Origin of the sequence: Blastococcus sp. LR1, assembly GCF_020166105.1 — a bacterium.
In the GTDB taxonomy this organism is placed as follows: domain Bacteria; phylum Actinomycetota; class Actinomycetes; order Mycobacteriales; family Geodermatophilaceae; genus Blastococcus.
Genome location: NZ_JAIUJY010000001.1, coordinates 114,717 through 138,132, shown reverse-complemented (window position 1 = coordinate 138,132; position 23,416 = coordinate 114,717). Strand labels below are relative to the sequence as shown.

The window sequence follows — 23,416 nt, the reverse complement described above, 5'->3', positions numbered from 1 at the left end:
CATGACCGCCCCCAAGGGCACGTTCGACACGCTGCCGCCTGACTCGGCGCGGTTCCTCGCCGTCCGCGACACCCTGACCGCGCCGCTGCGGCGGGCCGGGTACGGCTACGTCGAGACGCCGGTGTTCGAGGACACCGCCGTCTTCTCCCGCGGCGTCGGTGAGTCCACCGACGTCGTCAGCAAGGAGATGTACACCTTCTCCGACCGCGGCGGCCGGTCGCTGACGCTGCGCCCCGAGCTCACCGCCGGTCTGATGCGCGCGTTCATCGAACACCGCCTGCACGACGGCGCACTGCCGGTGAAGCTGTGGAGCGTCGGCTCGGCGTTCCGCTACGAGCGCCCGCAGGCCGGTCGCTACCGGCACTTCACGCAGGTCGACATGGAGGCCCTCGGCACCGACGACCCGGCGCTGGACGCCGAGGTGGTGGCGCTGGGCGTGCAGGGCTTCCGCGACCTCGGGCTCACCGACTTCGAGCTGCAGCTCACCTCGCTCGGCGACTCCACCTGCCGCCCGCAGTACCGCGAGCTGCTGGTGGCCTACCTCGACAAGCTCGACCTCGACGAGGAGACCCGGCGCCGCGCGGCGATCAACCCGCTGCGGGTGCTCGACGACAAGCGGTCCGAGGTGCAGGCCCAGCTCGGCGACGCCCCGCTGATGGTCGACCACCTCTCGGACTCCACCAAGGCGCACTACGACGCCGTCCGCCAGCACCTCACCGACCTCGGCGTCACCTGGGTCGAGGCGCCCCGGCTGGTGCGCGGGCTGGACTACTACACGAAGACGACGTTCGAGTTCGTGCACAACGGCCTCGGCGCGCAGTCCGCGATCGGCGGCGGTGGGCGCTACGACGGGCTCTCCGCCGCGCTCGGCGGCCCCGACGTCTCGGGCATCGGCTACGCCGTCGGCGTCGACCGCACGATGCTGGCGGTGCAGGCCGAGGGGCTCGACATCGGCGTCTCGGCGGGCGTTCAGGCCTTCGTGGTGCCGCTCGGCGCGGAGGCCAAGCGGCTCGCGGTGAAGCTGGTCGGGCAGCTGCGCCAGGCCGGCGTCGCCGCCGACACCGTCTACGGCGACCGCGGGCTCAAGGGCTCGATGAAGGCCGCCGACCGCTCGGGCGCCTCGCACATCGTCGTCATCGGCGACCGCGACCTGGCGCAGGGCGTGGGCCAGCTCAAGGACATGAGCACCGGCGACCAGGTCGCCGTCCCTGTGGGTGAGCTGTTCGAGCGTCTTCGTGAAAGCGTGGGGGCATGAGCATGGAGCAGCGGCCGCTGGGGCGCACAGGCGCCGACGTCAGCGTCATCGGACTGGGCACCTGGCAGCTCGGCGGCGACTGGGGTGACGTCTCCGAGGACGACGCCGCCGAGGTGCTGGACGCCGCCCTCGACGCCGGGGTCACCCTGCTCGACACCGCCGACGTCTACGGCGACGGGCGCTCCGAGGAGCGGATCCGCAAGGCCCTCGCCGGGCGCGCGGGCGGGGTCGGGGGGCAGGGCCGGGCAATCGACCGGCCGTTCGTCGCCACCAAGGCCGGCCGCCGCGCCGATCCGTTCGAGGCCGGGCAGTACACGAAGGAGAACCTGCGCTCCTGGATCGACCGTTCCCGCCGCAACCTCGGCGTGGACACGCTCGACCTCGTGCAGCTGCACTGCCCGCCGCCGGCCGTCTACTCCGACCAGCGGGTCTACGACGCGCTCGACGAGTTCGTCGAGACCGGCGCGATCGCCGCTTACGGCGTCTCGGTGGAGAGCGTGGCCGAGGGCCTCACCGCCCTCGAGCACCCCGGCGTCGCGACGATCCAGGTCATCCTCAACATCTTCCGACGCAAGCCGCTCGAAGAGCTGCTGCCCGTCGCCCAGCGCGCCGGGGTCGGGATCCTCGCCCGGGTGCCGCTGGCCAGTGGGCTGCTCACCGGCAAGTACGACGAGTCGACGACGTTCGCCGCCGACGACCACCGGAACTTCAACCGCAACGGCGAGGCCTTCGACGTCGGCGAGACGTTCGCCGGCGTGCCCTTCGAGGTCGGGGTCGAGGCCGCGCGCGAGGTGGCCGCCATCGCCGGCGACGACGTCTCCACCGCGGCGTTCGCGCTGCGCTGGGTCATCGACCAGCTCGGCGTCACCACCGTCATTCCCGGCGCCCGCAACGTCGACCAGGTGCGCGGGAACGTCGCCGCCGCCTCGCTGCCGTCGCTCACCGACTCCCAGCTCTCCGATCTCGAGCGGCTGTACGACGAGCGCATCCGCGCCTCCGTGCACGACCGCTGGTAACCACCCTCACTCGAAAGGCACCTCCGTGCTCCGCACCCACGACGCCGGCGCGCTCCGCGCGTCCGACGCCGGTACCACCGTCACCCTCGCCGGCTGGGTCGCCCGCCGCCGCGACCACGGCGGAGTGGTCTTCCTCGACCTCCGTGACGCCTCCGGCTACGTGCAGGTCGTCGTCCGCGAGGAGGAGGCCCACCACCTCCGCAACGAGTACTGCCTGCTCGTCACCGGTGAGGTGCGCCGCCGTCCGGAGGGCAACGAGAACCCGGAACTGCCGACCGGCGAGATCGAGGTCGCGACCTCCTCGCTCGAGGTGCTGTCGGCGTCGGCTCCGCTGCCGTTCCCGATCGAGACCGACCAGGCGGCGTCCGACGACGTCCGCTACAAGTACCGCTACCTCGACCTGCGCCGCCAGGGCCCGGCGAAGGTGATGCGGCTGCGCTCGGAGATCAGCCGGATCGCCCGCAACGTCATGGCCGGCCACGGCTTCACCGAGGTCGAGACGCCGAACCTGACCCGCTCCACTCCCGAGGGCGCTCGCGACTTCCTGGTGCCGGTCCGCCTGCAGCAGGGCAAGTGGTACGCGCTGCCGCAGTCGCCGCAGCTGTTCAAGCAGCTGCTGATGATCGGCGGCCTGGAGCGCTACTACCAGATCGCCCGCGCCTTCCGGGACGAGGACTTCCGCGCCGACCGGCAGCCGGAGTTCACCCAGCTGGACTTCGAGATGAGCTTCGTCGACCGCGACGACGTGCTCGCCATCGCCGAGGACGTCGTCCGCAACCTGTGGCGCGAGCTGGCCTCCTACGAGCTGCCCGAGATCCCGCGGATGACCTACCGCGAGGCGATGGACCGCTTCGGCTCCGACAAGCCCGACCTGCGTTTCGGCATCGAGCTGACCGAGCTGACCGAGTACTTCTCCGACACCCCGTTCCGGGTCTTCCAGTCGCCCTACGTCGGCGCCGTCGTCATGCCCGGTGGCGGCTCGCAGCCCCGGCGCGCGTTCGACGCCTGGCAGGACTGGGCCAAGTCCCGCGGCGCCAAGGGCCTGGCCTACGTGACCATCGCCGAGGACGGCACCCTCGGTGGCCCGGTGTCCAAGAACATCTCCGACGCCGAGCGGGAGGGCCTGGTCGCGGCCGTCGGCGCGAAGCCGGGCGACTGCATCTTCTTCGCCGCCGGCCAGCGGCGCTCCTCGCAGGAGCTGCTGGGCGCGGCCCGCAACGAGATCGCCAAGCGACTGGAGCTCATCGAGCCGGGCTCCTGGTCGTTCCTCTTCGTCGTGGACTTCCCGATGTTCGAGGAGACCGAGGACGGCGACTGGACCTTCATGCACCACCCGTTCACCTCGCCCACGCCCGAGTGGCGGGACCGGTTCGCCGAGGAGAAGGGCGCGGCGCTGTCCGACGCCTACGACATGGTGATCAACGGCAACGAGGTCATGAGCGGCTCGGTGCGTATCCACGACGCCGACCTGCAGGAGCGGGTGTTCGAGACCCTCGGCATGTCCCGCGAGGAGGCCCGCGAGCGCTTCGGCTTCTTCCTGGAGGCCTTCGCCTTCGGTCCGCCGCCGCACGCCGGCGCCGCCCTGGGCTGGGACCGGCTCACCGCGCTGCTGGCCGGGGTGGACTCGATCCGCGAGGTCATCGCCTTCCCGAAGACCGGCGCCGGGTTCGACCCGCTGACCGGTGCGCCGACGCCGATCACCGATGCTCAGCGCAAGGAAGCCGGCATCGACGCCAAGCCCGAGGAGCCGGCGTTGCCCGGTCAGCCGGGTGCGCCGGGGGCGTCCGACCCGACGAAGGCCTAGTCCGGCTCGTAGGGTGCGGGCATGCCGTTGCGTGCCCGCACCCTGCTCGGTCCCGGCCCCTCGAACCCGTACCCGGAGGCGACCGCCGCGCTCGGGCTGCCGCTGCTCGGCCACCTCGACCCGCTGTTCCTGCAGGTCCTGGACGAGACCTCCGACCGGCTCCGTCAGGTGTTCGGCACCGCGAACCGCCGCACGCTGCCGCTCTCGGCCACCGGCTCGGCGGGCATGGAGGCGGCGTTCGTCAACACCGTCGGCCCCGGTGACGTCGTCGTCGTCGCGGTGAACGGCCTGTTCGGCCAGCGGATGGCCGAGGTGGCCTCGCGCTGCGGCGCCGACGTGATCGCCGTCGAACACGAGTGGGGGCAGCCGGTCGACGCCTCACGCGTGCTCGACGCACACCCTGCGCCCAAGCTGATCGCCGCGGTGCACGCGGAGACCTCCACCGGCGTGCTGTCCGATCTGGCGCCGCTGGTCGCGGGCAAGGGCGATGCGCTGCTGCTCGCCGACTGCGTGACCTCGCTCGGCGGCATTCCGGTCCGGTTGGACGAGTGGGGCGTGGACCTGGCCTACTCCGGCTCGCAGAAGTGCCTCGGCGTCCCTCCGGGCCTCGCGCCGTTCACCATCAACGACCGGGCGTGGGAACGGCGGATCGAGAAGCCGCAGAGCTGGTACCTCGATCTCGGGCTGCTGGGCGGCTACGCGGGCGAGGCGGCCGGCTCGGGGCGGACGTACCACCACACCGCGCCGACCGGGATGGTCGTGTCGCTGCACGCCGGGCTGGGCCGGATCCTCGAGGAGGGGCTGGACGCGGTCCACGCCCGGCACGCCGAGGCCGGCCGCCTGCTGCACGCCGGGCTCGCCGACCTGGGGCTGGAGCTCTTCGCCGCCGAGGGCTCCCGGCTCCCGGAGCTCACCACCGTGAAGGTGCCCGACGGCGTCGACTCGGCGGCCGTGCGCAAGGAGCTGCTCGAGCGCTACGACCTGGAGATCGGCGCAGGTGCCGGCGCTTTCGCCTCGACGGTCTGGCGGATCGGGCTCATGGGTCCCAACGCCGCCCCCGGCCGGGTGGCGCTGGTGCTGGCCGCGCTGCGGGAGGTGCTCGGCCGCTGATCCGCCGGTCCGGCCGCCCCTACTCGGGTTGATCATCGTCTGCGTGCACGCCAACGCGGTGGGTCGTGCGGCCGGCACGCCCGTTCCGTGCACCCAGGCGATGATCAACCGGATCCGCTGCGCCAGCCGCGGCTGAGCAGCGCCCGGCGGGTGCGGTCGACGACGGGGTGCCGACCGTGACGGGCGGCGAACCTGAGCGCGAGCCAGCCGTCGGCGGCCATCAGCGAGTAGCGGTCCACGTCGCGTCCGAACTGATCGACGTCGGCGTGCGCGACTTCACGTCCCCGCCGGTCCCACAACGGCACCTGGACCTCGGGCTCCGGCAGGTCGCTGGTCAGGAGCCGGTACCGGACGAGACTCTCGCGTGCTCGCCCCGCGCCACGCGGACATCGTGCCTACATCCGATGATCAACCTGGGGTGACGATGGTCAGCCGGCGTTGAGGCGGGCGAGCTGCTCGGGGGAGAGGCTCAGGTCGGCCGCGGCGGCGCTGTCGACGATCGACGCGGCCCGCGACGCCCCCGGGATCGGGACGACGGCGTCGCTCTGCGCGAGGTGCCAGGCCAGCGTCACCTGGTAGACCGACACCCCGAGCTCGTCGGCGAGTTCGCCGAACGCGGGCGCCGTCGAGCCCAGCGAGCCGGCCGCGCCGACCCCGCCGAACGGACTCCACGGCAGGAAGGCCAGCCCGTGCGCGGCGCAGTGCGCGAGCTCGTCGGCCGACGAGCGCCAGCCGGGCGAGAACTGGTTCTGCACGCTGACCAGGGCGTCGCCCACGATCGCCCGGGCGGCGTCGATCTGCGCGAGATCGGCGTTGGAGATGCCGACCATCCGGACCAGGCCGTCGTCGGCCAGCTGCCGCAGCGCGCCCATCGAGTCCTCCCACGGCGTCGCCGGGTCGGGGCGGTGGAACTGGTACAGCCCGATGGCGTCGACGCCCAGCCGGCGCAGGGACGCCTCGCAGGCGCGGCGCAGGTAGGCCGGCGACCCGTCCAGTTCCCACTCGGTGCCGCGCCGGGTGTGCCCACCCTTCGTCGCGACCAGGACGTCGGCCGGCCCGTAGGACGCCAGCGCCCGCGCCACCAGAGTCTCGTTGTGCCCGAACTCCGCCTCGTCCCGGGAGTAGGCGTCCGCGGTGTCGATCACCGTCACCCCGGCGTCGAGCGCGGCGTGCACCACGGCGGCTGCGTCGTCGTCGGAGGGGCGCGGGTCCTTCGTGGACAGGGGCATCGCGCCGAGCCCGATGGCGCTCACGGTCACGTTCCCGATGCGTCGCTGCTGCATGAAGGACGTCGTGCCCCGCGGGTAGCGTCAGGAACCGTGAGCAGCCTGTTCGACGCACCCGAGGACGACGGCCCCGCGGCGGTCGACCCGGGAGCGGGGTGGGCGGGGAAGCCATTGGCCGTGCGGATGCGGCCGCGGTCCCTGCAGGAGGTCGTGGGCCAGCAGCACCTGCTCGGCGACCGGGCCCCGCTGCGTCGGCTGGTCGAGTCCGACGAGCCGATGTCGCTGGTGCTCTACGGCCCGCCCGGCACCGGCAAGACCACGCTCGCGCACGTCATCTCGCTGGCCACCAAGCGGCAGTTCGTGCAGCTCTCCGCGCTGGACTCCGGCGTGAAGGAGGTCCGCGCGGTCATCTCCAGCGCCAAGCGGGAGCTCACCTACGCCGGCCGCCGCACCGTCCTGTTCATCGACGAGGTGCACCGCTTCTCCAAGACCCAGCAGGACTCGCTGCTGTCCGCGGTCGAGGACCGGATCGTCAGCCTGATCGCTGCCACCACCGAGAACCCGTTCTTCTCCGTGGTCAGCCCGCTGCTCTCGCGCAGCCTGGTGCTGGCGCTGCAGCCGCTGTCCGACGACGACGTCCGCGAGCTGCTGCGCCGGGCACTGGCCGGCGAGCGCGGGCTGAACGGTGAGTTCACGCTCACCGAGGAGGCCGAGGAGCACCTGGTCCGCATCGCCGGCGGCGACGGGCGCAAGTCGCTCACCGCGCTGGAGTCCGGCGCCGGGGCGGCCAAGGCCGTGGGCTCGACCGAGATCGACCTCGCCACGCTGGAGACGGCGGTGGCGCAGGCCGCGGTCCGCTACGACAAGCAGGGCGACATGCACTACGACGTCGCCAGCGCGCTGATCAAGTCCATCCGCGGCAGCGACGTCGACGCCGCCCTGCACTACCTCGCGCGCATGGTCGAGGCGGGGGAGGACCCGCGCTTCATCGCCCGGCGCCTGGTCATCTCCGCCAGCGAGGACATCGGGATGGCCGACCCGACGGCGCTGCTCACCGCCGTCGCCGCGGCGGACGCGGTCGCCTTCATCGGCATGCCGGAGGGCCACTTCGCGCTGGCGCAGGCCGTCGTCCACCTGGCCACCGCACCGAAGTCGAATGCCGTGACCGCCGCGATGGGGGAGTCGCTCGCCGACGTCCGCGCGGGCCTGGCCGGGCCGGTTCCGCCGGGGCTCCGCGACGCCCACTACGGCGGGGCGAAGAAGCTCGGGCACGGCAAGACCTACGTCTATCCGCACTCCCATCCCGACGGCGTCGTGCCGCAGCAGTACCCACCGGACGCGCTCGTGGGCAAGGACTACTACCGGCCGACCAACCGCGGTGTCGAGGCGCGGCTGGGGGAGCGGCTGGCCAAGCTGCGGGCGATCATCAGGCGAACACGCACCCGCGACTAGGGTGACGAGGCCGGAAAGCCGCTCCCGGCGATGAACCCCTGAGAACAGGAGCACGCGTGTCCGTAGGAGAGATCGCCGGGCTGGTCGCAGCCGGAGCCCTGGTGCTGCTGGTGGTGCTGGTCGCCGTCCCGCTGCTCAAGCTCGGCCGGACGCTCGACGAGACCACCCTGACCATCCGCCAGGTCCGTGAGCAGAGCGCGCCGATCCTGAGCCAGGCCGGCACCACGGTCGCGCACGTGAACAGCAACCTCGAGCGGGTCGACGACATCACCGGCAACGCCGCCAACGTCTCGAGCAACGTCGCCGCCCTCACCAGCGTGGTCGCCGCCACCCTCGGCAGCCCGCTGATCAAGGTCGCCGCCTTCAGCTACGGCGTCCGGAGTGCCACCAAGAAGAAGCGCGAGGGCCAGGCGGTCGCCGACGCCAACGCCCTCGCCAAGGCCGAGCGCCGCGCCCGCCGCTCATCCCGGCGGGCCGCCTGATGCGCCGGCTGTTCTGGCTGGCGATGGGCATCACCATCGGCGCGCTCGTCGTCCGCAAGCTCTCCGCCGCGGCCGAGAAGATGACGCCGGCCGGCATCGGCGCCTCGATCGCCGCCGGGCTGCGCGATGTCGCCGATGCGATCGGTGACTTCGGCGCGGACGTCCGTGACGCCATGTCCGAGCGCGAGCTGGAGCTGCGCGCCGGCACCGGCCTCGACGCGCCGCTGCCCGCGCCGGGCGACGCCTCGCTGCGGCGCGGCGCGCACTCCGCCGACTCCTGACCCTCCGGCCGGGGAGCCCCACCCTCCCCGGTCCCGTCGAACCGAGTAGATCGCTGATGCAGACCGCCGAGATCCGCCGCCGCTTCTTGGAGCACTTCGAGCAGCGTGGCCACACCGTCGTCCCCAGTGCCTCGCTGGTCTCCCCGGACCCGTCGCTGCTGTTCACCGTGGCCGGCATGGTGCCGTTCATCCCGTACCTGACCGGCCGCGAGCCCGCGCCGTACCCGCGCGCCACCAGCGTGCAGAAGTGCGTGCGCACCCTCGACATCGAGGAGGTGGGCAAGACCACCCGGCACGGCACGTTCTTCCAGATGAACGGCAACTTCTCCTTCGGCGACTACTTCAAGGCCGAGGCGATCCAGTTCGCCTGGGACCTCGTGACCGGGAAGGTCGCCGACGGCGGGCTGGGCCTGGACCCCGAGCGGATCTGGCCGACCGTCTACCTGGACGACGACGAGGCGTTCGACGCCTGGCGGGCCTACGTCCCGGCTGAGCGCATCCAGCGCCGCGGCATGGACGACAACTACTGGTCCACCGGCGCCGCGGGCCCGGCCGGCCCCTGCTCGGAGATCCACTACGACCGCGGCCCCGAGTTCGGCCCCGACGGCGGCCCCGAGGCCGATCCGACCGGTGACCGGTTCCTGGAGATCTGGAACCTCGTCTTCATGCAGTACGAGCGGGGAGACGGGGAGGGCAAGGACTTCCCGATCCTCGGCGAGCTGCCGAAGAAGAGCATCGACACCGGCATGGGCCTGGAGCGCGTGGCCTACCTCCTGCAGGGCGTCGACAACATGTACGAGATCGACGAGGTCTCCCCGGTTCTCCGCCGCGCCGCGGAGCTCTCCGGCGTCACCTACGGCAAGGACATCGAGGCCGACGTCCGGCTGCGGGTCGTCGCCGACCACGTCCGCAGCGGGCTGATGCTCATCGGCGACGGCGTCACCCCCGGCAACGAGGGCCGCGGCTACATCCTCCGCCGGCTGCTGCGCCGCGCCGTCCGGTCGATGAAGCTCCTCGGTGTCGAGGACGCCTCGCTGCCTGAGCTGCTGCCGGTCTCCAAGGAGGCCATGAAGGCCAGCTACCCGGAGCTGGAGACCGATTTCGCGCGGATCTCGAGCGTCGCGTACGCGGAGGAGGAGGCGTTCCGGCGCACCCTCACCTCGGGCACGGCGCTGTTCGACACCGCGGTGAAGCAGGCGAAGAGCGCGGGCACCCCGAAGCTCTCGGGCGACCAGGCGTTCAGCCTGCACGACACCTACGGGTTCCCGATCGACGTCACCCTGGAGATGGCCGCCGAGCAGGGCGTGACCGTCGACGAGGAGGGCTTCCGGGCCCTCATGAAGGAGCAGCGCGACCGCGCCCGGGCCGACGCCCGCGCCAAGCGCACCGGCTCCGTCGACGTCCTGGCCTACCGCCGGCTGCTGGCCGAGCACGGTCCCACCGACTGGCGGGCCTACGACACGTTGCGCACCGACTCCCGGGTGCTCGCGCTGGTCGCCGAGGAGGAGCGGGAGGGTGGGGAAGCCGGCACAGTGGCGGCACAGGGCGAGATCGTCCGCGTCGTGCTCGACCGCACCCCCTTCTACGCGGAGTCCGGCGGCCAGGTGGCCGACGCCGGCATCCTCACCTGGGACGGCGGCCGCGCCGAGGTCATCGACGTGCAGCGGCCGGTCAAGGGCCTGGTCGCCCACCAGATCCGCGTGCTCGAGGGCGAGCTGCGCAGCGGTGCCGAGCTGACCGCCGAGGTCGACCACGAGTGGCGGCTCTCCGCCTGCCAGGCGCACTCCGGCACGCACGTGGTGCATGCCGCGCTGCGCGAGGTGCTCGGCCCGCAGGCGCTGCAGTCCGGCTCCTACAACCGGCCGGGCTACCTGCGCCTGGACTTCGCCTGGCAGGGCGCGCTCACCGCGCAGCAGCGCACCGACATCGAGGACGTCGCCAACGCCGCCGTCCGCGCCGACCACAAGGTCTCCGCGTCCTACATGACGCTGCCCGAGGCGAGGGCGTTCGGCGCCATCGCGCTCTTCGGCGAGACCTACGGCGAGGAGGTGCGCGTCGTGGAGATCGGCGGCCCCTGGTCGCGCGAGCTCTGCGGTGGCACCCACGTGCGGGGCAGCTCGCAGATCGGCACGCTCGCCCTGACCGGCGAGTCGTCGGTCGGATCGGGCTCGCGGCGCGTCGAGGCGGTCGTGGGCCTCGAGGGCTTCCGCTACCTGGCGCGCGAGCGCGACCTGGTCCGCCAGCTGGCCGATCTCCTCAAGGCGCCGCAGGACGGCCTGGTCGAGCGGGTGAGCGGCATGGTCGCCCGGATCCGCGACCTGGACCGCGAGCTGGCCGAGCTGCGCTCGCAGCAGAGCGTGGCCGCGGCCGGTCAGCTGGCCGGGTCGGCGAAGGACGTCGGCGGCGTCGCCGTCGTCACCGGTTCCCCGGCGGATCTGGGCGGCGGCGATCTGCGCACGCTCGCCCTCGACATCCGGGGCCGGCTGTCCGCCGACCGCCCGGCGGTCGTGCTGCTGGCCTCGGAGTCCGGTGGCAAGGTGGCACTGGTGGCAGCGCTCAACCCGGCCGCGGTCGCGCAGGGGCTGTCGGCCAACGACGTCCTCAAGGCGGCCTCGGCCCCGGTCGGCGGCCGCGGAGGCGGTAAGTCCGACGTCGCCCAGGGAGGCGGCACCGATCCCGCGGGTATCCCCGCGGCACTGCAGGCCGGCGAGCAGGCGGTTGCGGCCGCCGAGGGAAGGTGAGCACCGTGGGGAGCTCCGACGAGAGCGGTACCGAGTCCGACTTCGGGCAGAACCCGGGGGACACCGGGCCCGTCGGGAGGCGGCGCCGGGAACTGCCGGCCGTGCCTCCGGCCCGGCCGCGGCCTGCCGGATCGACCGGTGAGCAGCCGACGTACCACCCGACCACCGAGATCGACCTCCGTCAGGGCTTCCCCCCGGTGAAGCACGAGACGACGGAGATCGACCTGTCCGGGGGGTGGCCGCAGCACCTGAAGGTGCCGCCGCGTCGCGCAGGAGCGGGTGCGCCGCGCGGCCGGGTGCTCGGGATCGACGTCGGGACGGTGCGGGTCGGCCTCGCCCTGTCCGATGCGACCGGCATCCTCGCCAGTCCGCTGGAGACGCTCAACCGGGCCAAGAGCGGCGCCGATCTGGACCGGATCGTGGCCCTGGTCGCGGAACACGAGGTGACAGAGGTGGTCGTGGGAGAGCCGAGGCATCTGTCAGGTGCGTCGGGAGCGTCGGCCGTCGATGCGGGCAACTACGCTCAGGAACTGGCCGACCGCATAGCGGATGTGCCGGTCCACATGATCGACGAAAGGCTCTCCACCGTGACCGCAGCCAGTCACCTCCGTGAAGGCGGCATCGACAGCCGTCGTTCGCGCCCGGTGATCGACCAGGCGGCCGCCGTGGTCATCCTGCAGCAGTATCTCGACAGCCGGCGGGCGCCCACGTGAGCGCGCCCGGCGGGCCGCCGCGGCGGGGGAGGCACTCCTCCGACGACGGAACCGGTGGGTTGCCTGCGTCCTCCTGGACCGGCCCCGGCGCCCCCACCGGTGGCATCACCCCGCCGGGCTCCTCCGCTCGTCCGCCGCTGCACCCCGACAGGAGCGGCGCCCGCCACGGGTCGGGGTTGATCGACCGCGGCGAGGACCGGACCGGACCGCTCGTCGAGCCGGACTGGTGGTCCTACGGGTCCACCGACCACCCGGACCACCCCGGCGGTCGCCCCGCACAGGGCGTCTCACGCCAGCACCCGTCCGGCCCCCTGCCCCCGATGCCGACCGGCGTCTGGGACCGGCTCGCCACCAGCGGGACCGGCGAGGACGACCCCACGGTCGCCACGCCCCGAGTCTCCGGCCGGTATGACGACGCCGAGCGTCCTGTCGAGGACCTCCCGGGCCCGGACCCGCTGCCGTGGGAGGAGCAGACCGGTGCGCTCGACGTCATCGGCGCCAACGTGGACGAGGAGCGCCCGCGTCGCCGCGGGCTGCGCCGGTCCCGGCGCGCCGACCGGACCCCGGACGTCCCGGCGACCGTCGCGCTGCCCGAGCAGCCGGCGGCGCACGAGCCGCACGACGAGCACCCGCACGACCACCAGGACGACTCCCTCGTCCTCGACGACGACCGCCTCGCAGGTGATCCCGCCGGTCCGATGACCGACGACGAGATCCCGGTGGCCCCTTACGACCCGCGCAGCGACCGGGAGCGGCGGCGTCGCCGTCGGCGCCCCTTCGCGGTGCTGCTCGCGCTCCTGGTGCTCGGCGCCATCGTGGTGGGCATCGTCCTCGGCGGCCAGAGGCTGTTCGCGATGCTCGACCCGACCTCGCAGGACTACACCGGCGCCGGCACCAGCAGCGTCGACATCCGGGTCAACTCCGGCGACACGCTCAGCGACATCGCCCGGACCCTGGACGGCGCCGATGTCATCGGTTCGACGCGTCCGTTCATCGACGCCGCCGAGGACAACCCGGCCGCCACCGGCATCCAGCCCGGCGTCTACACGCTGCGGTTGCAGATGAGCGGTGCCGCGGCCCTGGACCTGCTGCTGGACCCGGCGGCCCGCCAGGTCTCGCGGGTGACGCTGCGCGAGGGGCTCACCGCCGTGCAGGTGCTGGCCCGCCTCGCGGAGGACACCGGCACCCCGCTGGAGGAGCTCCAGGCCGCTGCGGCCGACCCGGTCGCGCTCGGCCTGCCCCCGTACGCCAACGGGATGCTCGAGGGCTTCCTCTTCCCGGCGACCTACGACTTCGAGCCCGGCGACACCGCCGTCGACATGCTCTCGGCCATGGTGTCGCGGGCCGTGCAGGCGCTCGACTCGCTGCAGGTGCCCGAGGCGAACCGCCTCACCGTGCTCACCAAGGCCAGCATCGTGCAGGCCGAGGCGGCCGGCGCCGACGACATGGCGAAGGTGGCCCGGGTCCTGGAGAACCGGCTCTCCGACGGCATGCCGCTGCAGCTGGACACCACCGTCAACTACGCGAACGGCAAGGGTGGGATCACGACGACGGCGGCCGACCGGGCCAACCCGTCGCCGTACAACACCTACTTCCACCCGGGTCTGCCGCCGGGTGCGATCAGCAACCCGGGAGACGACGCCATCAAGGCGGTCCTGGCGCCGGCCGACGGCGACTGGCGCTTCTTCGTGGTGGTCGACCCCGACACCGGCGAGACCCGCTTCGCCCGGACCGGGGAGGAGCACCAGCAGAACGTGCTGCTGTTCCAGCAGTGGCTGCGGGCGAACCCCGAGGGATGAGGGCCGCCGTCCTCGGCCGGCCGGTGTCCCACTCGCTCTCCCCGCTGCTGCACCGGGCGGCCTACACCGCGCTCGGTCTCTCGGACTGGACCTACGACGCGCTCGACATCGGTCCCGAGGAGCTGCCCGACCTGCTGGCCGGGCTGGGGCCGGAGTGGCGGGGCTTCTCGGTGACCATGCCGAACAAGCAGATGGCGGTGGAGGTCGCGGACCGGGTCGCGCCGCTGCCCGCCCTGCTGCAGGCGGCGAACACCCTCGTCCGCGACGAGACCGGCTGGCGCGCGGAGAACACCGACGTCGGCGGCATCGGCATGGCCCTGCAGCTGGCCGGCGTGGAGTCCGCACCCCGGGCCGCCGTGCTCGGGGCCGGGGGCACGGCTGTCGCTGCCGCGGTGGCGCTGGCCTCGCTCGGTGCCCGGCAGGTCGACGTCGTGGTCCGCAACCCCCGGCGCGCGGGCGACGTCGTACGCGTGCTCGAGGCCCTGGACGTGAGGGCCACGGTCCTGCCGCTGCAGGGCGCCCGGGTGACCGCCCCCGTCGTGGTCAGCACCGTTCCGGTGGACGGTCAGCCGGCGGTGGCCGCACTGGACTGGCAGCGCGGGCAGACGGTGCTCGACGTGCTCTACGCGCCGTGGCCGACGCCGTTGGCCGACCGGGTCTCGGCTGCCGGGGGCACCGTGATCAGCGGCCTGGAGGTCCTGTTCTGGCAGGCCACCGAGCAGTTCGAGCTCATGACGGGTGAGCAGGCGCCGATCGGTGCCATGCGTGCCGCGCTGGACGCGGCGCTCGCCGGTCGCTGAGGCCGGCGTGGACGTCTCCCGCCCCGTCCTCGCCGGGATCGCGGTGCTCCTCGGGCTGGTCCTGGGGCCGTGGCTCTCCCGCACCACGGGGCGGCTGGCCGCCCGCGGTGCGGGGGCTCCGGGAGCACCGCTGCGCGACGTGGTCGTCACCGCGCTCACCGCCGGGCTGCTCTGCGCCGCCGTGCTCTCCGGCGAGCTGCGGCCCGCCACGGCCGGGCTGCTGTGGGTGGCCGCGGCCGCCGTCGTCCTCGGGGCGGTCGACCTCGCCGTCCACCGGCTGCCCGACCGCGTCCTGCTCCCGGCGGCCGTGGTGTTCACCGCCGCCGTCCTGGTCGACGCCGTCGTCCTCGACACCTGGGCGGCGCTGGCCAGATCGGTCGTGGCCGGGAGCGCCGCGTTCGCGGTCATGGCCGGAGCCCGTGCGGTCTCGCCGTCTGCTCTGGGCTTCGGGGACGTCAAGCTGCTGGGCCTGCTGGGGCTGGTCCTCGGCTGGTTCGGCTGGGGCGTGCTCCTGGCCGGGATCTTCCTCGGTCTGCTCGTCGGCGCGGCGTCGTCGGTGGTCCTGGTGCTGATCGGCCGGGCGAGCTGGCAGAGCGCCGTGCCTTTCGGTCCGCCGCTCCTGATCGGGGCCGTTCTCGCCCTCGCGATCGGCGCCGTCCCGCCTGGGTGACCCGGGCCACCGGAGCCGGCGAGGCCGTACGGCACAATCGCGCACATGTTGCGCTGGCTGACCGCCGGTGAGTCGCACGGCCAGCAGCTCACCGCCATTCTCGAGGGCCTCCCCGCCGGGGTAGAGGTCCAGACCTCCGACCTCGATCTCCAGCTGGCCCGCCGCCGGCTGGGGCACGGCCGGGGGGCTCGCATGTCCTTCGAGCAGGACGTCGTGACCCTGACCGGCGGCGTCCGGCACGGGCGCACGCAGGGCGGACCGATCGCGGTGCAGGTGGGCAACACCGAGTGGCCCAAGTGGGAGACGGTCATGTCGGCCGACCCCGTTGACGCCGAGGTGCTCGCCGGTCAGGCGCGCAACGCGCCGCTCACCCGACCGCGACCGGGTCACGCCGACCTCGCCGGCATGCAGAAGTACGGCTTCGACGACGCCCGCCCGGTCCTGGAGCGGGCCAGCGCGCGGGAGACCGCCGCCCGGGTCGCGCTCGGCGCCATCGCCCAGGCGTTCCTGCGCCAGACGGTGGGCGCCTCCGTCGTCAGCCACGTCGTCGGCATCGGCCCGGTCGTGGCGCCCGACGGCATCGTGCCCGGCCCCGACGACAACCCCCGGCTCGACGAGGACCCGGTGCGCTGTGCCGACCCGGCCACCAGCGAGCGGATGACCGCCGAGATCGACGACGCCCGCAGAGGAGGCGACACCCTCGGTGGCGTCATCGAGGTCGTCGTCCACGGCCTGCCGCCGGGCCTGGGCAGCCACGTGCACTGGGACCGGCGCCTCGACGCCCGGCTGGCCGCGGCGCTCATGGGCGTGCAGTCGGTCAAGGCCGTGGAGGTCGGCGACGGGCTGGAGACCTCGCGTCGTCGCGGCTCCGTGGCGCACGACGAGATCGTCAGCAGCGCCGCCGACGACGGGCAGCACCGCGTCCAGCGCCTCAGCGACCGCGCGGGCGGCATCGAGGGCGGCATGACCAACGGCGAGGTGCTCCGCGTCCGTGCCGCCATGAAGCCGATCAGCACCGTGCCCCGCGCGCTGCAGACGATCGACGTCGCCACCGGCGAGGCCGCCGTCGCCATCAACCAGCGCAGCGACGCGTGCGCGGTGCCCCGCGGCAGCGTCGTCATGGAGGCGATGGTCGCCCTCGTCCTCGCCGACGCGGTGCTGGAGAAGTTCGGCGGCGACTCGGTCACCGAGACCCGGCGCAACGCCCAGAGCTACCTCGACGCGCTGCCGTACCGGTGACGGGCCCGGCCCTGGTCCTCGTCGGTCCTCCCGCGTCCGGGAAGACCACGGTCGGCACCGCGGTCGCCGCCGCGTGCGGGCTGCCCTTCCGGGACACCGACCGCGACGTCGAGGCCGAGACCGGTTCCAGCGTCTCCGACCTGTTCGTCCAGCAGGGCGAACCGCACTTCCGGGCGCTCGAGGAGCAGGCCGTCGCCCGTGCGGTCGCCGAGCACACCGGGGTGCTGGCCCTCGGCGGGGGAGCGGTGACCAGCTCCGCGACCCGCGCGCTGCTCGTCGCCCACGGGCGGGCCGGCGGCACCGTCGTCTGGCTGGACATCGACGTCGCCTCCGCCGCCCGTCGCGCGGGGCTCTCCCGCGACCGGCCGCTGCTGGCGGTCAACCCGCGCGCGATGCTGCGCACCATGCTCGAACAGCGCGCCCCCCTCTACGCGGAGGTGGCCACCCAGCGGGTCTCCACCGCGGGGCGCGCGCCGGAGGAGGTCGTCGCCGAGGTGCTCGCCGTTCTGGCTCCGCAGGTGGACCGGTGACCCGCCGGGTCCCGGTCGCCGGGGAGAAGCCCTACGAGGTGGTCATCGGCGCCGGCGCCCAGACCGAGCTGTCGCTCGTGCTCGCCGGGACGTCGAAGGTCGCCGTCGTCCACACCGCACCCCTGGCCGCTGCCGCCGGCGCGGCGGTCGAGACGCTGCAGACCGCGGGGGTCGCCGCCGAGGCGGTGGTCGTCCCCGACGGCGAGGCGGCCAAGACCGCGCAGGTCGCCGCCGAGGTGTGGGGGGAGTTCGGCCGGCTCGGGCTCACCCGCTCCGATGCGGTCGTCGGCATCGGCGGGGGAGCGGTGACCGACCTGGCCGGGTTCCTCGCCGCCACCTGGACGCGGGGCATCCGCGTGGTCCAGGTGCCCACCAGCCTGCTCGGCATGGTCGACGCCGCGGTCGGTGGCAAGACCGGCATCAACACCGCCGCGGGGAAGAACCTCGTGGGCGCCTTCCACCCCCCGACGGCGGTCCTCGCCGACACCGATCTGCTGGTCGGGCTGCCGGAGGCGGAGTTCCGCTCCGGCCTCGCCGAGATCGTCAAGTGCGGCTTCATCGCGGACGGCCGGATCCTCGAGCTGCTCGACGCCGATCCGACCGGTCGCACCGACACCGAGGAGCTCATCGAGCGCGCGGTGCGGGTCAAGGCGCAGGCGGTGGGGGAGGACCTCCTCGACACCGGCGTCCGCGAGTTCCTCAACTACGGGCACACCCTCGGGCACGCGATCGAGCGGATCGAGGACTTCGGCTGGCGGCACGGCGAGGCGGTCGCCGTCGGCCTGGTCTTCGCCGCCGAGCTGGCCGGGCAGGCCGGCCTCCTCACCGCTGCCGAGGTGGCCCGGCACCGCGACCTCGTCGCCGCCCTGGGTCTGCCGACCACCTACGCCGGCGACTGGCACCGGCTGCAGTCGGTGATGCGCGTGGACAAGAAGGCGCGAGGGGCGTCGCTGCGCTTCGTCGTCCTCGACGGGCTGGGCAACCCCCGGATCCTGACCGACCCCGACCAGGCCTGGCTCGACGCCGCATGGGCCGCCGTAGATGGAGGAAACGCATGACGATCCACGTGCTCAACGGCGCCAACCTCGGCCGGCTCGGCACCCGCCAGCCCGAGATCTACGGGTCCACCACGTACGCGCAGCTGGAGGACCTGCTGCAGACCGCCGCCGGCGAGCTCGGCGTCGAGGTGCTGGTGCGCCAGACCGACGACGAGGGGCAGCTGCTCCGCTGGATCCACGAGGCCACCGACGCCGGCGACCCGGTCGTGCTGAACCCCGGCGGCTGGTCGCACACCTCGGTGGTGCTGCACGACGCCGTCGCCGCGGTGACCGGACCGGTCGTCGAGGTGCACATCAGCAACATCCACGCGCGCGAGGAGTTCCGGCACCACTCCTACGTCTCCCGCGTGGCCGACGGCGCGATCGTCGGCCTCGGCGTCGGCGGGTACGTGCTGGCGCTGCAGTGGCTGGTGCTGCAGGGGCACTCGTGACGGCGACCCGCCGGGACGTGCTGCGGGCCGCGGCGGCCGAGCGGGGGCTGGACGCCGTCCTGGTCACCAACCTGCTCAACGTCCGCTACCTGACCGGCTTCACCGGCTCGAACGGCGCGCTGCTGGTACGCACCGACGCGTCCGACCTGTTCGCCACCGACGGCCGCTACACCACGCAGGCCGCCACCCAGGTCCCCGACGTCGAGCTGCTGGTGGACCGGACCACCGTGCCGGCGCTCGCGCGCGAAGCCGTCCGACGCGGCGCGGGCCGGATCGGCTACGAGTCCCACGACCTGACCGTCGACGGCCTGCACGGCCTCGAGCGGGTGCTCGCCGACGCCGCCGCCGGGGGCGCCGGAGCCGAGCTGGTCTCGGTGCGCCGCGCCGTCGAGGCCCAGCGGGCGATCAAGGACGACGGCGAGATCGAGTCGCTGCGCCGGGCCTGCGCGGTCGCCGACCAGGCGCTCGCCGAGCTGGCCGCCGAGGGCGCGCTGCGTCCCGGTCGCACCGAGCTGCAGGTCGGTCGCGAGCTCGACGCCCGCATGCTCGCGCTGGGTGCCGAGGCGCCGTCGTTCGAGACGATCGTGGCCACCGGGGCGAACTCCGCGATCCCGCACCACCGTCCCGACGCGACGGTCCTGCGCGAGGGCGACTTCCTCAAGCTCGACTTCGGTGCGACGGTCGACGGCTACCACTCCGACATGACCCGCACCCTCGTGCTCGGGCACGCGGCCGACTGGCAGCGCGAGATCTACGAGCTGGTCGTGGCCTCGCAGGCGGCCGGCCGGGCGGCGCTGGCGGTGGGCACGGACGTCGTCGCGGTGGACTCCGCGGCGCGCGACGTCATCGTCGCGGCCGGCCACGGCGAGCACTTCACGCACGGTCTCGGGCACGGTGTCGGGCTGGAGATCCACGAGGCGCCGGGCATCGGCCAGCTGGGCGCGGGTAGTCTGGCCGCCGGCATGGCCGTCACCGTGGAGCCCGGGGTGTACCTCCCGGGGCACGGTGGTGTCCGGATCGAGGACACCTTGATCGTCACGGACGACGCGCCCGAGTTGTTGACCCTCACGAGCAAGGAACTGCTGGTTCTCTAGATGGCTACCACCAACGACCTGAAGAACGGCATCGTCCTCAACCTGGACGGCCAGCTCTGGACCGTCACCGACTTCCAGCACGTGAAGCCCGGCAAGGGTGGCGCCTTCGTGCGCACCACGCTGAAGAACGTGCTGTCGGGCAAGGTCGTGGACAAGACCTTCAACGCCGGCACGAAGGTCGAGACGGCCACCGTGGACAAGCGGTCGATGACCTACCTCTACAAGGAGGGCACCGACTTCGTCTTCATGGACGGTGACACCTTCGACCAGATCTACGTGCCGGCCCAGACCGTCGGTGGCGGCGCGGACTACCTCCTCGACAACACCGAGGTCACCGTCGCCGTGCACGAGGGCACCGCGCTCTACGTCGAGCTGCCGGTGACCATGGAGCTGGTCGTCGAGCACACCGACCCGGGCCTGCAGGGCGACCGCTCCACCGGTGGCACGAAGCCCGCCACCCTGGAGACCGGTGCGCAGATCCAGGTGCCGCTGTTCGTGACCACCGGCGAGAAGCTCAAGGTCGACACCCGCGACGGCCGGTACCTCGGCCGCGTCAACTGAGCGCCCACCTTCATGGCTGCACGCACGAAGGCCCGTAAGCGCGCCGTCGACGTCCTCTACGAGGCCGACGTCCGCGGCCGGGACCGCCTCGAGCTGCTCCGGGAGCGGGTCGCCGACGGCAACCCGCCGGTGCCCGAGCACACCGTCCGGCTGGTGGAGGGTGTCCAGGAGAACGACGCCCGCATCGACGAGCTGATCGAGACCCACACCGCGGGCTGGTCGCTGGACCGGCTGCCCGACGTGGACCGCGCCATCCTGCGCATGGCCACCTACGAGCTGCTGTGGGTCGACGACGTCCCCGACGCGGTCGTCATCGACGAGGCGGTGGAGCTGGCCAAGGCCCTCTCCACCGACGAGTCGCCGAAGTACGTCAACGGCGTCCTCGGCGCCATCCTCGCCGCCGAGGTCCCTGCCTGATCAGTGCAGGTCGCGGCGGGCGAACAGCCAGGCGCCGATGCCGACGATGACGGCGGCGAAGGCGGCGACGACCAGGCCACCGTGCAGGTTGCTGATCAGGTAGGTCGCGGGGTTGCCCGTCGCGTCGATGTCGTCGTAGTCGTAGACCTCGCTGCCGCCCGGCAGGACCAGTGAGACGGCGTTCCTGGTGAGCAGCCAGCGCTCGACCATCGGGTCCCAGATGCGCAGGGCGTTCTCCAGGACGGCGAAGTAGACGAAGCCGACGCCCAGCGCGGCGCCGGTGTTCCGGGTCAGGTTGGCCAGGCCGAACCCGATGAGCGCGATGAGCACCGTGAGCAGCACCGCGCGGCCCTGCGCGGCCAGCAGCTCGCTCCAGAAGCCGTCGGGCAGCTCGGCCCCCGAGCCGGCCGCGGCGTCGAGGATCCCGGCCATGGCCAGCCAGGCCGCCTGCGCGGCCACCCCGATGACAGCGGCGGCGACCGTCAGCACGCCGAGCTTGGCGCCCATCACCTTCAGCCGGTTCGGCACCCAGAACAGCAGCGCGACGATCGACCGGTTGGACCACTCCGCGCCGATCCAGGTGGCGCCCACGAGGAACGCGAGGACCGCTGCGGCGGCCGCGAAGCCCATGGCGCCGACCTCGGCGGTGGCGCCCAGGTCGAACGGCTCCACCTGGAGGAAGTTCTCCACCGTCAGCGGCGGGCCGCAGAACGCATCGGTCGGCTGCCCGGCCGCCTCGGCCTGCTCGGCGCACTCCTCGCGCCACTCCTCCTCGTCGGCGATGACCCGCTCGTACTCCGCTTCGGCGACGGCGTAGTCCGCGGGAGTCGGCTGGTCGAACGAGAGCAGCCCGATGCCGATGGCGCCGAGCCAGCCGAGGACGGCGAGGCCGAGGAGCACCTGGATGAAGCGGCGGGTGGCGAACCGGAGCAGCTCGCTGCGCACGAGGCTGCCGGTGCGGCGCGCAGCCTCGGGCCCCACCGGGGCCTTCGGCTGCTGGGTCGCGGCGCTCACGCCTGCCCTCCGGTGATGGCGAGGAACGCGCTCTCCAGGTCGGGGGTCACGCGGACCAGCTCCTCGACGTAGTGGCCGTGCTCGGCGAGCACGCGGCTGATGGCGCCGGGAGCGGGGGAGCCGTGCACCAGCACCTGCCCGTCCGGGGCGGGCGAGACGGAGTAGCCGGCGGCGGTGAGCACCGCGGCCGCGCCGGCGGGGTCCGGAACGCCCACGCGGACGTCGCCCGAGCCGGTCCGCGACAGCACCGCGGCGACCGGGCCGGACGCGACCTGCCGACCCCGGGCGAGGATCGTGACCGAGTCGCACATCTGCTGCACCTCGCCCAGCAGGTGCGAGCTGACCAGGACCGTCGTCCGGCCGTCGTGCCCGAGTCGCCGCACGAGCTCCCGTACGTCCTTGATGCCGGCCGGGTCCAGGCCGTTGCTCGGCTCGTCGAGGATCAGCAGGCGGGGCGACTTGAGCAGCGCGGCCGCGATGCCGAGGCGCTGCTTCATGCCGAGGGAGTAGCCCTTGAACCGGTCGCCGGCGCGGTCGCGCATGTCGACGAACTCCAGGCACTCCTCGATGCGTGCGCGGGAGACACCCGCGGCCTCGGCCAGCAGCCGGAGGTTCATCCGGCCGGAGAGACCGGGGGAGAAGAGCGGGGTCTCCACCAGGGCGCCGACCTCGGCGATGACACCGTTCAGCTCCGCGGGGACGGGCCGGTCGAGCAGCCGCATCTGCCCGGCGCCGGCGTCGGGGCGCACCAGGCCGAGCAGCACGCGGATCGACGTCGTCTTGCCCGAGCCGTTCGGCCCGAGCAGCCCGTGCACGCCGCCGGACTCCACGGTCATGTGCAGGTCGTCGAGCGCCCGGAACGGCTGACCGCCCCGTCTGCGGTAGGTCTTCGAGACGCCCACCATCTCCACTGCCGGCATGCGGATCCCTCTCGGCGAGCGGGCACGCGGCCCGGGGTGCGAGCACCCTGGCACAAAGCCCGGGCCGGAGACAGCGTCTGCGGCGCGTGTCGAGACCGGGCGGCGCCGGAAACGACGAAGGGCCCCTGCCGTCGTGCGGCAGGGGCCCTTCGTCAGCGGATCAGCGCGGGGCGCGGCGGCGGTCGCCCCAGGAGTCGTCGACGTCCTCTTCCAGGTCGTCGTCCCCGCCGGAGCTGATGATGCCCTCCATGCCGGGGGAGAGGACGCCCCACTCGATGAGCCGGGAGGTGAGCTCGTCGGGGCTCATGTCGTAGATGATCGCCAGCGACTTCAGGTCCTCCGCGCGGATGGAGAGGACCTTGCCGTTGTAGTCGTGCCGCTGCGCCTGGATGGTCGAGGCGTACCGGGCCAGCGGGCCGGCCTCGTCGGCGGGCAGCGAGCCCAGGGACTCCAGGTTCAGCACGATCTTGTTGGTCGAGGTGACCGCGGAGCTGGGCCGGGGGTCGGGGAGGAGCTCGGAGACGGGCACGCCGTAGAAGACGGCGAGCTCGGAGAGGCGCTGCACGGTGACCGCACGGTCACCACGCTCGTAGGACCCGACGACGACCGCCTTCCAGCGGCCGTGCGACTTGTCCTCCACGCCCTGCAGGGAGAGCCCCTGCTGGTTGCGGATCGCGCGAAGCCGGGCGCCGAGGGCCCGTGAGTAGTCGGTGCTCATCTGCGTCTGCTCACTGTCCGTCGTCTCGGAAGGGTGCTGGTCGTCACGCAGCGTACTGGTGAAGCCTGGATCACAACAGGCGGGA

The 23,416-nt window shown here is 73.2% G+C and carries 24 protein-coding genes; 19 read left to right on the top strand and 5 right to left on the bottom strand.

Annotated features, from left to right (window positions below; all coding sequences use genetic code 11):
* The first annotated feature begins 1 nt into the window (after window position 1).
* The 4 genes from hisS to LBW97_RS00660 are packed head-to-tail and all read left to right on the top strand — an operon-like array spanning window position 2 to window position 5,185.
* Window positions 2–1,255, top strand: coding sequence for a histidine--tRNA ligase (hisS, locus tag LBW97_RS00675; RefSeq protein WP_224497481.1), 1,254 nt, complete (start codon window positions 2–4; stop codon window positions 1,253–1,255).
* The gene (locus LBW97_RS00670; protein ID WP_224497480.1) at window positions 1,252–2,271 is read left to right on the top strand and encodes an aldo/keto reductase; all 1,020 of its coding nucleotides are present in this window, start codon (window positions 1,252–1,254) and stop codon (window positions 2,269–2,271) included. Before hisS ends, LBW97_RS00670 begins: the two co-directional genes overlap by 4 nt.
* 25 nt (window positions 2,272–2,296) lie before the next feature.
* Window positions 2,297–4,075, top strand: a complete 1,779-nt coding sequence (gene aspS, locus LBW97_RS00665; RefSeq protein ID WP_224497479.1) for an aspartate--tRNA ligase — start codon at window positions 2,297–2,299, stop codon at window positions 4,073–4,075.
* A gap of 21 nt (window positions 4,076–4,096) precedes the next feature.
* Complete coding sequence (locus LBW97_RS00660) at window positions 4,097–5,185, top strand: alanine--glyoxylate aminotransferase family protein (RefSeq protein WP_224497478.1); 1,089 nt, start codon at window positions 4,097–4,099, stop codon at window positions 5,183–5,185.
* A 104-nt stretch (window positions 5,186–5,289) separates the two neighbouring features.
* Here the strand turns inward: LBW97_RS00660 and LBW97_RS19685 are convergent, their stop codons facing one another.
* Together LBW97_RS19685 and LBW97_RS00655 are read right to left on the bottom strand one after the other, a co-directional pair.
* Window positions 5,290–5,424: a hypothetical protein gene (locus LBW97_RS19685; protein WP_255600034.1), complete on the bottom strand. Its 135-nt coding sequence runs from the start codon at window positions 5,422–5,424 to the stop codon at window positions 5,290–5,292.
* A gap of 189 nt (window positions 5,425–5,613) precedes the next feature.
* On the bottom strand, window positions 5,614–6,468 hold the full coding sequence (locus LBW97_RS00655; RefSeq protein ID WP_224497477.1) for an aldo/keto reductase: 855 nt from the start codon (window positions 6,466–6,468) through the stop codon (window positions 5,614–5,616).
* A 36-nt stretch (window positions 6,469–6,504) separates the two neighbouring features.
* Between LBW97_RS00655 and LBW97_RS00650 the strand changes: the two genes are divergently transcribed.
* The 15 genes from LBW97_RS00650 to nusB all read left to right on the top strand — a co-directional run bounded on the left by LBW97_RS00650 (window position 6,505) and on the right by nusB (window position 20,679).
* Window positions 6,505–7,863 carry a replication-associated recombination protein A gene (locus LBW97_RS00650; protein WP_224497476.1) on the top strand — a complete coding sequence of 453 codons (1,359 nt, stop codon included), beginning with the start codon at window positions 6,505–6,507 and terminating at the stop codon, window positions 7,861–7,863.
* A gap of 56 nt (window positions 7,864–7,919) precedes the next feature.
* Window positions 7,920–8,345: a DUF948 domain-containing protein gene (locus LBW97_RS00645; protein WP_224497475.1), complete on the top strand. Its 426-nt coding sequence runs from the start codon at window positions 7,920–7,922 to the stop codon at window positions 8,343–8,345.
* Complete coding sequence (locus tag LBW97_RS00640) at window positions 8,345–8,626, top strand: hypothetical protein (RefSeq protein ID WP_224497474.1); 282 nt, start codon at window positions 8,345–8,347, stop codon at window positions 8,624–8,626. Before LBW97_RS00645 ends, LBW97_RS00640 begins: the two co-directional genes overlap by 1 nt.
* Window positions 8,627–8,682: 56 nt before the next feature.
* Window positions 8,683–11,367, top strand: a complete 2,685-nt coding sequence (gene alaS, locus LBW97_RS00635; protein WP_224497473.1) for an alanine--tRNA ligase — start codon at window positions 8,683–8,685, stop codon at window positions 11,365–11,367.
* Between the two features lie 197 nt (window positions 11,368–11,564).
* Complete coding sequence (gene ruvX / locus LBW97_RS00630) at window positions 11,565–12,080, top strand: Holliday junction resolvase RuvX (RefSeq protein WP_224497472.1); 516 nt, start codon at window positions 11,565–11,567, stop codon at window positions 12,078–12,080.
* Between the two features lie 59 nt (window positions 12,081–12,139).
* Entirely contained in the window at window positions 12,140–13,879 is a 1,740-nt protein-coding gene (gene mltG, locus LBW97_RS00625; RefSeq protein ID WP_224497471.1) for an endolytic transglycosylase MltG, read from the top strand.
* Window positions 13,876–14,679: a shikimate dehydrogenase gene (locus LBW97_RS00620; protein WP_224497470.1), complete on the top strand. Its 804-nt coding sequence runs from the start codon at window positions 13,876–13,878 to the stop codon at window positions 14,677–14,679. The genes mltG and LBW97_RS00620 overlap by 4 nt, the downstream gene beginning before the upstream one ends.
* A gap of 7 nt (window positions 14,680–14,686) precedes the next feature.
* The gene (locus tag LBW97_RS00615) at window positions 14,687–15,349 is read left to right on the top strand and encodes a prepilin peptidase (protein WP_224497469.1); all 663 of its coding nucleotides are present in this window, start codon (window positions 14,687–14,689) and stop codon (window positions 15,347–15,349) included.
* Between the two features lie 45 nt (window positions 15,350–15,394).
* Window positions 15,395–16,588 (top strand): chorismate synthase, encoded by a 1,194-nt coding sequence (gene aroC, locus LBW97_RS00610; RefSeq protein WP_224497468.1) that lies wholly within the window; start codon window positions 15,395–15,397, stop codon window positions 16,586–16,588.
* Entirely contained in the window at window positions 16,585–17,118 is a 534-nt protein-coding gene (locus LBW97_RS00605; RefSeq protein ID WP_224497467.1) for a shikimate kinase, read from the top strand. Before aroC ends, LBW97_RS00605 begins: the two co-directional genes overlap by 4 nt.
* Window positions 17,115–18,176 (top strand): 3-dehydroquinate synthase, encoded by a 1,062-nt coding sequence (gene aroB, locus LBW97_RS00600; protein ID WP_224497466.1) that lies wholly within the window; start codon window positions 17,115–17,117, stop codon window positions 18,174–18,176. The genes LBW97_RS00605 and aroB overlap by 4 nt, the downstream gene beginning before the upstream one ends.
* Complete coding sequence (gene aroQ, locus LBW97_RS00595; protein ID WP_255600033.1) at window positions 18,173–18,607, top strand: type II 3-dehydroquinate dehydratase; 435 nt, start codon at window positions 18,173–18,175, stop codon at window positions 18,605–18,607. Before aroB ends, aroQ begins: the two co-directional genes overlap by 4 nt.
* Window positions 18,604–19,701 (top strand): Xaa-Pro peptidase family protein, encoded by a 1,098-nt coding sequence (locus LBW97_RS00590; protein WP_224497464.1) that lies wholly within the window; start codon window positions 18,604–18,606, stop codon window positions 19,699–19,701. Before aroQ ends, LBW97_RS00590 begins: the two co-directional genes overlap by 4 nt.
* Window positions 19,702–20,262, top strand: coding sequence for an elongation factor P (efp, locus tag LBW97_RS00585; protein WP_224497463.1), 561 nt, complete (start codon window positions 19,702–19,704; stop codon window positions 20,260–20,262).
* A gap of 12 nt (window positions 20,263–20,274) precedes the next feature.
* Window positions 20,275–20,679 (top strand): transcription antitermination factor NusB, encoded by a 405-nt coding sequence (gene nusB / locus LBW97_RS00580; protein WP_224497462.1) that lies wholly within the window; start codon window positions 20,275–20,277, stop codon window positions 20,677–20,679.
* Here nusB and LBW97_RS00575 read toward each other — a convergent pair whose 3' ends face one another.
* From LBW97_RS00575 to LBW97_RS00565, 3 genes are all read right to left on the bottom strand, one after another.
* The gene (locus LBW97_RS00575) at window positions 20,680–21,693 is read right to left on the bottom strand and encodes an ABC transporter permease subunit (protein WP_224497461.1); all 1,014 of its coding nucleotides are present in this window, start codon (window positions 21,691–21,693) and stop codon (window positions 20,680–20,682) included.
* Window positions 21,690–22,613: an ABC transporter ATP-binding protein gene (locus LBW97_RS00570; RefSeq protein ID WP_224497460.1), complete on the bottom strand. Its 924-nt coding sequence runs from the start codon at window positions 22,611–22,613 to the stop codon at window positions 21,690–21,692. The genes LBW97_RS00575 and LBW97_RS00570 overlap by 4 nt, the downstream gene beginning before the upstream one ends.
* Before the next feature lie 160 nt (window positions 22,614–22,773).
* On the bottom strand, window positions 22,774–23,331 hold the full coding sequence (locus LBW97_RS00565) for a transcriptional regulator (RefSeq protein ID WP_224497459.1): 558 nt from the start codon (window positions 23,329–23,331) through the stop codon (window positions 22,774–22,776).
* Window positions 23,332–23,416 lie beyond the last annotated feature (85 nt).